This is a genomic window from Corallococcus sp. AB018, assembly GCF_003986945.1.
GTDB classification, from domain to species: Bacteria; Myxococcota; Myxococcia; order Myxococcales; family Myxococcaceae; genus Corallococcus; species Corallococcus exiguus.
This window is the reverse complement of record NZ_RAWR01000317.1, coordinates 1-8,661: the sequence shown is the minus strand read 5'-3', so window position 1 is coordinate 8,661 and position 8,661 is coordinate 1. Positions and strand designations below refer to the sequence as shown.

Sequence of the window (8,661 nt, the reverse complement as noted above, 5' to 3'; positions counted from 1 at the left end):
TCAAACAGCGCGTGTCGGCCAACCGGCAGTACTCGACGATGGAGCAGCACGTCGCCGCTGCCATCCGCTGGGTAGTGCGCCTTTCTCCCCAGGACGCCCTCCGCAAGGCGGGCTGCCTCGCCGAGGGCTTCTGGCTGCGCGATTTGTTAGAGAACTTCTGGCGACCTACTTAGTCGCGCTCCAGCATCACTTCCAACCGGGGCACGTAGTGGCCCCGCGTGCTCTCGAAGAGCACCAGCCGGTCCACGCGCCCCTCGCCCCATGACGCGCTCTGCAGCTCGCGCGCGCACGCCGCCAGCGCCGGGTCTCCGCGCGGTGGCCGGGCCCGGGCCAGCGTCAGGTGCGCGATGTACTCGCCGTGCTCGGACGTGAAGCCCAGCGGCTCCAGTGCGCGCGCCACGTCCGCCTGGAGCGCCTTCAGCGCGGCGGTGTCTCCGCGCACGTCCGCCCAGAGCACGCGCGGGTGGGCTGGCGGGCCGAACGCCCCTCCGCCCGCCACCGACAGCACGAACGGCGAGTGATACAGCCCCACCGGCTCCAGCGCGTCGCGCAGCTCCGGCAGGCGGCTGTCATCCACGTCCCCCAGGAAGAGCAGCGTCAGGTGCACGCCCTCCGGCCGCACCCACTTCGCGTCGGGAGCAAGGGCGCGCAGCCGCTCGATGCCCCGCTCGGTCTCGGCGGTGAGGGCCTCTCCCAGCGTCACGGCGGTGAACAGGCGCATCGTGAAAGACCTCCTTCAGGGAACCTGGACGCTCCCCGCCGCGCGCGCCTTCTTCCGGGGCCACAGCGCGTAGAACCATGCGGGCAGGAACACGAGGAACTCCACGCCGCTCACGTACAGGCCTCGCGCGGACAGCATGCCCGCGCCAATGGGCGCCACCGGCAGCGGACGCACCGGGGCGAAGACGCGCGCGTTGGAGAAGGGCCAGAAGAGGGCCGCGCCCAGCCCACCGTCCGTGAGCGTGTCCAGGATGCCGTGGCTGGCCACCGCCGCGAGCGTCAGCAGGCCCCAGCGCGTGGCGGACTCCCCCTTCCACCGGGCCAGCGCCGCCACCGCGAGCGCCACCCCCGCCGCGAAGACGAACGAGTGCGACGCACCGCGGTGTCCCCACGTCGCCGCGTAGGGGATGCGCAGCGCGAACGCCACCACGTCCGCGTCCGGCAGCAGGGCGAGCAGGGACAGGAACGCCATCACCGCCACCCGCCGCCGCCAGGGCGCGCCCGACCCCGTCTCGTAACGCCCCAGCGCCATGCCCACCGCTACGTGCCCGATGCTCGCCATTCGCCGGACCCTAACGCACGGGGACCCCGCCTGGAGAGGGTCCCGTTCGTGGGGTAGCCTCCGTTGATACATGCGGTTCCTGCTTTCTCGCTTTCGTGTCGAGTCCACCCTGCGAAGGCGCCTGGACGAATGGCGCGCGGACGTCGGCTCCTGGCTCAATGTGACGCGCGTGGGCGCGACGGCGGCGTGGCTGGCGCTGGCCGTGCTGGATGACTGGAACGTGTCGCGCGGCGTGCTCGCGGGCTACATCGCGCTGGCCGTCCTGCTGTGGGCGTGCGCGCGCCGGGTGCCGGACCTGCTGCGGCGGCCGGCGCTGGGCGTGGCGCTGCTGGACATGCCGCTCATCTACTTCCTGCAGGAGTGGTCCATCCGGGGCTCCGCCAACGGCGTGGCCATCGCGCTGCTCACCATGGGCGTGTACCTGGTGCTGGTCGTCATCGTGTCCATGGTGACGCTGTCGCGGCTCATCGTCGCGGCGGCCACGGCGTTGGGCATCGTCGCGGTGGCCATGCTGACGCTGGGCGCGGGGCTGCCCGCGTCCCAGTTCCTGCCCGGACTGGTGCTGGTGATGGTGCTCGCGTCGTCGGTGGCCTTCTTCATCAGCCGCACGGTGCTGGGGCTCGTCACGGACGTGGTGCGCGAAGAGATGCAGCGCGAACGGCTGGGCCGCTTCTTCTCCCCGGAGGTCGCGCGGCGCATCTCGGAGAAGGGCACGGACGGGGAGGCCGGCGAGCACCGCGAGGTGACGCTGCTCGTCTCCGACATCCGCGGCTTCACCACGCTGTCGGACCGGATGGACAGCCCCCAGGTGGTGGCGCTGCTCAACGAGTACCTGTCGCGCATGGTGGAGGTGGTGTTCCGCCACGGAGGCACGCTCGACAAGTTCATGGGCGACGGCATCCTCGCGTACTTCGGCGCGCCCCTGGACCAGCCCGGCCACCCGGCCGCCGCCGTGTCGTGCGCGCTGGCCATGCTGGAGGCGCTGGACACGCTCAACCAGGAGCGCGCCGCGCGGGGCGAATTCCCCTTGAGCATCGGCGTGGGCGTGCACACCGGCCGCGTGGTGGTGGGCGCGGTGGGCAGCGAACAGCGCCGCGAGTACACCGTCATCGGCGACGCGGTGAACCTGGCCAGCCGCATCGAAGGCCTGACGAAGAAGGTCGGCGCCGCGGTGCTCGTCTCCCACGCCACGCGCGAGCGCTGTCTGGACAGCTTCGACTTCGAGGCCGCCGCCCCGCTGCCCGTCGCGGGCAAGCCGGAGCCGGTGGCCACCTTCCTGCCGAAGAAGCGCGGCCTGCTCGCCGCCAGCTGACGCGCTGGAATGACAACGGGGCCGGGAGTCGCCTCCCAGCCCCGCGGGTGATGCACACGTCAGCGCGTGCTCAGTACGCCTTGGAGAACACGATGCGGCCCTGCGACGGGTTGCCGGTCATCACGCACTTGCCCGGCTCCTGCTTGAGGCTGAACGGGCGGCAGCGGGTGGTGAGGCCCGTCTCCTCCTTGATGCGCGCCTCCGTCTTCGGGTCGCCGTCCCAGTGCGCCAGCAGGAAGCCGTCCTCCGCCTTCGCCTTCAGCTCCTCGTAGGAGTTGACCTCGAAGGTGTGCGAGTCGCGGAAGTCCTTGGCCTTCTGGAACAGGTCCTTCTGCATCTGGTCCAGCATCACCTGGGCCTTGGCGGCGGCCTCGTCCAGCGGCACGAACTCCTTCTGACGCAGGTCGCGGCGCACCATCACGCAGGAGCCCTTGGCCAGGTCCTTGGGCCCCAGCTCGATGCGCAGACACGTGCCGATGAGCTCGTGCTCGTTGTACTTGAAGCCCGGGCCCTTGCTCTCGTCGTCGTCCACCACCACGCCCAGGCCCGCCTTGCGCAGGTCCGCGGCCAGCGCGTGCGACTTCTCCATCACCTGCGTCTTCTCCACGTCCGTCGCCTTGCCCACGATGGGGATGATGACCACGTGCGTGGCGGCGATCTTCGGCGGCACGATGAGGCCCGAGTCATCCGAGTGCGTGAGGATGAGCCCGCCGATGAGGCGCGTGGAGGACCCCCACGACGTCTGCCACACGTGGTGCACGCGGCCGTCGCGGCCCTGGAACGTGGTGTCGAAGGCCTTGGCGAAGTTCTGGCCCAGGTTGTGGCTGGTGCCCGCCTGGAGCGCCTTCTTGTCCTGCATCATGGCTTCGATGCTGTACGTGCGCAGCGCGCCGGCGAACTTCTCCGACTCCGACTTGCGCCCCGGCAGCACGGGCATGGCCATGTAGTCCTCCGCGAACGTGCGGTAGACCTCCAGCATCTGCAGCGTGCGCTCCTCCGCGTCCGCCTCCGTCTCATGGCAGGTGTGGCCCTCCTGCCAGAGGAACTCCGTGGTGCGCAGGAACAGGCGCGTGCGCATCTCCCAGCGCATCACGTTGGCCCACTGGTTCACCAGCAGGGGCAGGTCGCGGTAGCTCTGGATCCACTTGGAGAAGCTGCGGTTGATGATGGTCTCGGACGTGGGCCGGATGACCAGCGGCTCCTCCAGCTTCTGGCCGCCCGCGTGCGTGACGACCGCCAGCTGCGGGTTGAAGCCCTCCACGTGCTCGGCTTCCTTCTTGAGGTAGCTCTCCGGGATGAGCAGCGGGAAGTAGGCGTTCTTCACGCCCGTGTCCTTGAACATCTTGTCCATCACCCGCTGGATGTTCTCCCACAGCGCGTAGCCGTTGGGGCGGATGACCATGCAGCCCTTCACGTCCGAGTAGTCGGCGAGCTTCGCCTTCTGGACCAGGTCGACGTACCACTCGGAAAAGCCCTTCTCGCGGGGCGTGAGCTTCTCGGCCATGTGCTGGGCACCTTGCTAGGGATGGAAAGTGGGAGGCTGCGTACGATGGGATGTTCCGGAAATCAACGCCGGACACGGGCCGGACTCGTCCCCTGAACGCCGCCCATGCTTGGAAAACGACCCGCCATGCCCATGCCCCCTGACACCGCGCCCCGCCAGCTCACCGAGGACGTCCACGTGTTCGACGCCCCCTTCTCCCTCTTCGGCATCCCGGTGGGAGGCCGCATGACGGTCCTCCGCCTGCCGGACGGCGGACTGTGGGTGCACTCGCCCGTCGCCTTCACGCCGGAGCGGAGAGCCGCCGTGGCGGCCCTGGGCCCCGTACGCTTCCTGGTGGCCCCCAATCTCTTCCACCACCTGCACCTGCCGGACTGGGCCGCGGCCTTCCCGGACGCCCGCGTGGTGGCGCCCAAGGGGCTGCGCGCGAAGCAGCCGGCGCTGCGAATCGACCTGGAGCTGGAGGACCTCCCGGACCCCGCCTGGGCCCCGGTGCTGGACCAGATGAACGTGCGCGGCATGCCCCAGCTCAACGAGTTCCTCTTCTTCCACCGCCCGTCCCGCACCGCGCTCGTCACCGACCTGGCCTTCCACTACGCGCACTCGGAGGGCTTCAAGCTGCGCGCGTACCTGTGGCTGGACGGCGTCCTGGGCCGGTTCGCCGCCCCGCGCTTCCTGCGCCTGTTCACCAAGGACCCGGAGGCCGTGCGCGCCTCACTCCAGCGTGCGCTGGAGTGGGACGTGGAGCGCGTCGTCGTCTGCCACGGCCAGGTGCTGGAGCGCGGCGGCCAGAAGGCCCTCCACGACGCCTTCTCCCGACTGTAGGTCGCGGTACGCCCTGCCTCCGGGTCACAGGGGGGTCGCCTGCTGCACTCCACGCCGCGCTGCGCTACAAGGGAACCTCCTCTTTTTCCTGAGTTCCCCCCAGGAGGTTCATTCCATGCGGTCCTTTCTTCGGTCCGTGGGCGCGGTCGCCGTGTGCCTTGTCGCGGGCTCCGCGTTCGCCAACTCCACCGGCATCAACGGGCGCAGCGGCAAGCAGAGCGGCCTGTCCTGCACCGCGTCCGGCTGCCACAGCGGCGGTTCGGGCACCCCCACTGTGACGCTGGAAGGGCCCACGGCGCTGACGGCGGGCCAGACGGGCCAGTATTCGCTGACCATCACCGGCGGCCCCGGCGTGAAGGCGGGCATGAACGTGGCCGTGGACGGCGCGACGCTGACCGCGGGCACGGGCACGAAGCTGATGAGCGGTGAGCTCACGCACTCGCTGCCCAAGGCCTTCGCCAATGGCTCGGCGCGCTTCGACTTCTCCCTGGTGGCCCCGGCCACCAACGGCACCTACAAGGTGTTCGCCGCCGGCAACTCCGTGAACGGCGACAACAACCAGGGCGGGGACGCGCACGCCAACGCCACGCTGGACGTCGTCGTCACCGGCGGCAGCGACCCCGTCACGCCGGATGACACGAAGGACGAGGGCGGCTGCTCGGTGGCCACCAGCGGCGCCCCCGCTGCGCTCATCGCCGTGTTCGTGGCGCTGGCCGCGCGCCGCCGCCGTCAGTCCCGCCAGGGCTGAGCCCGGGCTTCACGCCCGCCTGCCCTCCGGCCGGGCCCTGGGGGTGGGACGACAGCGCGAGGGCGGGCGGCCTACCATCGCCCCCCTTGATGCGAACGAGCCCCCTCCTTACCGCCCTGTTCGTCGCGGGATCGCTGGCCTGTGCCTCCGGTCCCGCCGTGCGTCCCACCCTGTCCTCGGGCACCACCCCCGTCGCCGCCGCCCCCAAGCGCGACCCGGGCGCCCTGCGGGTGATGACCTTCAACATCCAGTCCGGCCTCAAGGGGCTGGAGCAGGTGGCGGAGGTCATCCGCCAGGAGGGCCCGGACGTCGTCGCGCTGCAGGAGGTGGACGTGGGCTCCACGCGCGCGCACGGCCAGGACCAGGTGGAGCGGCTGTCCGCGCTCACCGGCCTGAAGTACCGCGCGCACTTCGGCACCACGCGGCTGTACGGCGGCGCGTACGGCATCGCGCTCCTATCGCGCTATCCGCTTCAGTCCCTGGCGCAGTACCCGCTGCCCACGCCCAGTGGCGCGGAGCCGCGCACGCTGGCGCACGCCGTGCTGGACGTGGACGGGCGCGAGGTGAGCGTCTACGCCACGCACCTCATCCGCCGGCCCTTCAACGGCGCGGCGCGCGTGCGCCAGAGCGTCTTCATCTCGCAGCTGCTGGCGAAGGACACCCGGCCCCGGCTCCTGATGGGGGATTTGAACGACGACCCGGACTCGCGCCCGGTGCGCCTGTTGCGCCGCCAGCTCCAGGACGTGGCGCGCGTCACCCGCTCCGACGGGACGGGCACCTACCCGATGCCGCTGTTCCTGAAGTCCCTGCGCATCGACTACGTGATGGCGTGCGGCGCGTTCACGCCGGTGTCCACGCGCGTGCTGCACGTGGGCGTGTCCGACCACTACCCCGTGGTGGCGGACCTGCGGCTTGCTCCCGCCGAGGCTCCGGTCGTGGTGGCTCCGGCCGCGCCCGCGGGCACGGCCTCGGCCGCCGCGGCGCCCTGAGGCTCAAGCCGGGGTGGGCAGGGTGAAGCGGTAGAGGACCTCCATGTCCCCCTTGCTGAAGCCCTTCATCACCTCGTGGTGGATCTCCTTGCGGCCGCTCAGGTACGCGAGGCCGCCGGCGGCGAAGCCCATCACCGCGAGTTCGAAGTAGATGTGCGGCCGGGGCACGCCGGTGATGCGCAGCTCCACGGTGTCGCCCTGCAGCTGCGCGGTCAGCTCGCCTTCCGTGAAGTAGCCCTTCCAGATGCCGGGGGTGAACAGGGCGAAGCGGCGGAAGTCGTCCTTGCCGAACATCGTCTTGAGCTGGCCCTGGCCCAGCGCGTACTCGGCGGACTTGATGCCGTATTGCCAGTAGGCCTTGGTGTCGCCGCCGTAGAAGCGCTGGGTCATGGCCTCGTTGAAGCGCAGGAAGGCGTCCGCCGGGATGCGCGACACGGGCATGATGAGCTGCCCGAAGATGGGGTCTCGCTTCGCCTGCTCCGCGAGGAAGGCCTTCCATGCCGGTTCGCCGAAGGCCTGCACCGCCATGGTCTGCCGTGCCAGGAATGCGACGCCTTTGACATCCATCCGTATGCCTCCCACCGGCCGCTCCGGGTTCGTCTCGGACCCCGGCCGGGTCATCTTGCGCATTGTGTCTTGAGACCCACTCTCGGGCGATACGCATCGCGACAATTCACCCGGTCGTTCGTCCAACCCACACCGTGAAACCTGTTATCGCGGACACACTGCCTCGCTGAAGGTGTTCGCGGGGCCGCGGGATGTCCGGTGCAGGACTAGGTTCCCGGCGGTGCGTCCCCTTGCCCTTCTTCCCAGACCCGGACGTGCGCGCCGGGCGGTGCTCCTGTTCGCGGGCGTGCTCACGGGCGGCGTGTTCGGGCTGGCCTGGTGGGTGGACCGGTTTGGACGTCACGAACGTGTGACGGACGCGGACGTGCTGGTGGTGCTGGGCGCGCGGGTGTTGCCGGGAGGTGTGCCGTCCGGCGCGCTGGTGGCGCGCATGGAGCACGCGGTGGCGCTGTATCGCCGGGGCGTGGCGCCGTGGCTGCTGTTGTCTGGAGGCGTGGGCGCCCATCCGCCGTCCGAGGCGCGGGTGATGCTCAAGCTGGCGGTGGCGGCGGGCGTGCCCGCGTCCGCGTGCGTGCTGGAGGAGGACAGCCACTCCACGCAAGCCAACGCGCGGTTCAGCGCGCGCGTGCTGCGCGAGCGGGGGGCGCGCCGGGTGGTGGTGGTCTCCGACCCGTATCACCTGCTGCGCGCGAGGCAGTGCTTCCGGCGCGAGGGCCTGGAGGTGGCCACGAGTCCCGCCCCCATCGCCGGGCGGATGCGCGGGTGGGACCGGGCGTACTGGACGGTGCGGGAGGCGTTCGCGCTGCTCCTGCACCCGCGCCTCTTGTGGGCGCGGGCGCCGGGCGGGCGCTGAGGGCCTCAGGTCCCTGTCGCGGTGTCCGGCGCGGGCGCGGGTGCGTCCATCTTGCTGAGCACCTTCTCCAGGACGCGGAAGAGGGCCTGGCGGTCGTCAGGGTCGAGCATGCCCATCACCACGCCCATCGCGCGGTGCATGGAGCGGTCGAGCTTGGCGAAGGTCTGCTTGCCCTTGTCGGTGAGGCGGCAGCGCACGATGCGCCGGTCGGTGTCCCCGCGTTCGCGGACGAGGTGGCCTTCGCGCTCCAGGCGGTCCACGACGCCCGTGACGGTCTTTTCGGTGACGCCCAGTCGCTTGGCCAGCTCGCCCATGGTGAGCGAGTCGTCCAGGCCCAGCCACAGCAGGGCATGCACCTGGGGCGGCGTGAACTGGAGCTGCTCGCAGGTGCTGGCGATGGGATCACGGAGTGAACGGCGACGGCCCAGCGAGAACATCAACTCCTGCATCCGGTCGACGTCCTTCGAGAGCGCTTCATCCTCTTTATGGATATTCCGTGACACAGAGTATTCATTAGCGGCGGGGTGCCTGCGGGTCAACTTGTAGGCTCAAGACTGCGTCCGGCGCGGGGTCGGGGGCGGGGA

General features: G+C 70.5%; 10 protein-coding genes. 5 read left to right on the top strand and 5 right to left on the bottom strand.

All coding sequences use genetic code 11. The features are described from left to right. Nucleotides 1-169 precede the first annotated feature (169 nt). Entirely contained in the window at nucleotides 170-721 is a 552-nt protein-coding gene (gene thpR / locus D7Y11_RS39810) for an RNA 2',3'-cyclic phosphodiesterase (RefSeq protein WP_126936296.1), read from the bottom strand. A 15-nt stretch (nucleotides 722-736) separates the two neighbouring features. Next, the gene (locus D7Y11_RS39805) at nucleotides 737-1,282 is read right to left on the bottom strand and encodes a metal-dependent hydrolase (RefSeq protein WP_126936295.1); all 546 of its coding nucleotides are present in this window, start codon (nucleotides 1,280-1,282) and stop codon (nucleotides 737-739) included. A gap of 70 nt (nucleotides 1,283-1,352) precedes the next feature. Here D7Y11_RS39805 and D7Y11_RS39800 point away from each other — a divergent pair, with 70 nt between their 5' ends. Next, nucleotides 1,353-2,594: an adenylate/guanylate cyclase domain-containing protein gene (locus D7Y11_RS39800; RefSeq protein ID WP_126936294.1), complete on the top strand. Its 1,242-nt coding sequence runs from the start codon at nucleotides 1,353-1,355 to the stop codon at nucleotides 2,592-2,594. A 70-nt stretch (nucleotides 2,595-2,664) separates the two neighbouring features. On the opposite strand, the gene proS is transcribed toward D7Y11_RS39800, so the two are convergent. Then, nucleotides 2,665-4,098, bottom strand: a complete 1,434-nt coding sequence (gene proS, locus D7Y11_RS39795; protein WP_126936293.1) for a proline--tRNA ligase — start codon at nucleotides 4,096-4,098, stop codon at nucleotides 2,665-2,667. A gap of 126 nt (nucleotides 4,099-4,224) precedes the next feature. On the opposite strand from proS, the gene D7Y11_RS39790 reads away from it, so the two are divergent. The 3 genes from D7Y11_RS39790 to D7Y11_RS39780 all read left to right on the top strand — a co-directional run bounded on the left by D7Y11_RS39790 (nucleotide 4,225) and on the right by D7Y11_RS39780 (nucleotide 6,657). Continuing rightward, nucleotides 4,225-4,920: a DUF4336 domain-containing protein gene (locus D7Y11_RS39790; protein WP_126936292.1), complete on the top strand. Its 696-nt coding sequence runs from the start codon at nucleotides 4,225-4,227 to the stop codon at nucleotides 4,918-4,920. A gap of 115 nt (nucleotides 4,921-5,035) precedes the next feature. Beyond that, nucleotides 5,036-5,668, top strand: a complete 633-nt coding sequence (locus D7Y11_RS39785) for an MXAN_6652 family MXYO-CTERM-anchored protein (protein ID WP_120579530.1) — start codon at nucleotides 5,036-5,038, stop codon at nucleotides 5,666-5,668. Between the two features lie 89 nt (nucleotides 5,669-5,757). Beyond that, nucleotides 5,758-6,657, top strand: a complete 900-nt coding sequence (locus tag D7Y11_RS39780; RefSeq protein WP_126936291.1) for an endonuclease/exonuclease/phosphatase family protein — start codon at nucleotides 5,758-5,760, stop codon at nucleotides 6,655-6,657. Between the two features lie 3 nt (nucleotides 6,658-6,660). On the opposite strand, the gene D7Y11_RS39775 is transcribed toward D7Y11_RS39780, so the two are convergent. Further along, nucleotides 6,661-7,224 (bottom strand): hypothetical protein, encoded by a 564-nt coding sequence (locus D7Y11_RS39775; protein ID WP_120581650.1) that lies wholly within the window; start codon nucleotides 7,222-7,224, stop codon nucleotides 6,661-6,663. 268 nt (nucleotides 7,225-7,492) lie between these two features. Here D7Y11_RS39775 and D7Y11_RS39770 point away from each other — a divergent pair, with 268 nt between their 5' ends. Further along, entirely contained in the window at nucleotides 7,493-8,077 is a 585-nt protein-coding gene (locus D7Y11_RS39770; protein WP_233597549.1) for a YdcF family protein, read from the top strand. 5 nt (nucleotides 8,078-8,082) lie between these two features. On the opposite strand, the gene D7Y11_RS39765 is transcribed toward D7Y11_RS39770, so the two are convergent. Next, nucleotides 8,083-8,526: a MarR family winged helix-turn-helix transcriptional regulator gene (locus D7Y11_RS39765; protein ID WP_233607552.1), complete on the bottom strand. Its 444-nt coding sequence runs from the start codon at nucleotides 8,524-8,526 to the stop codon at nucleotides 8,083-8,085. Nucleotides 8,527-8,661 lie beyond the last annotated feature (135 nt).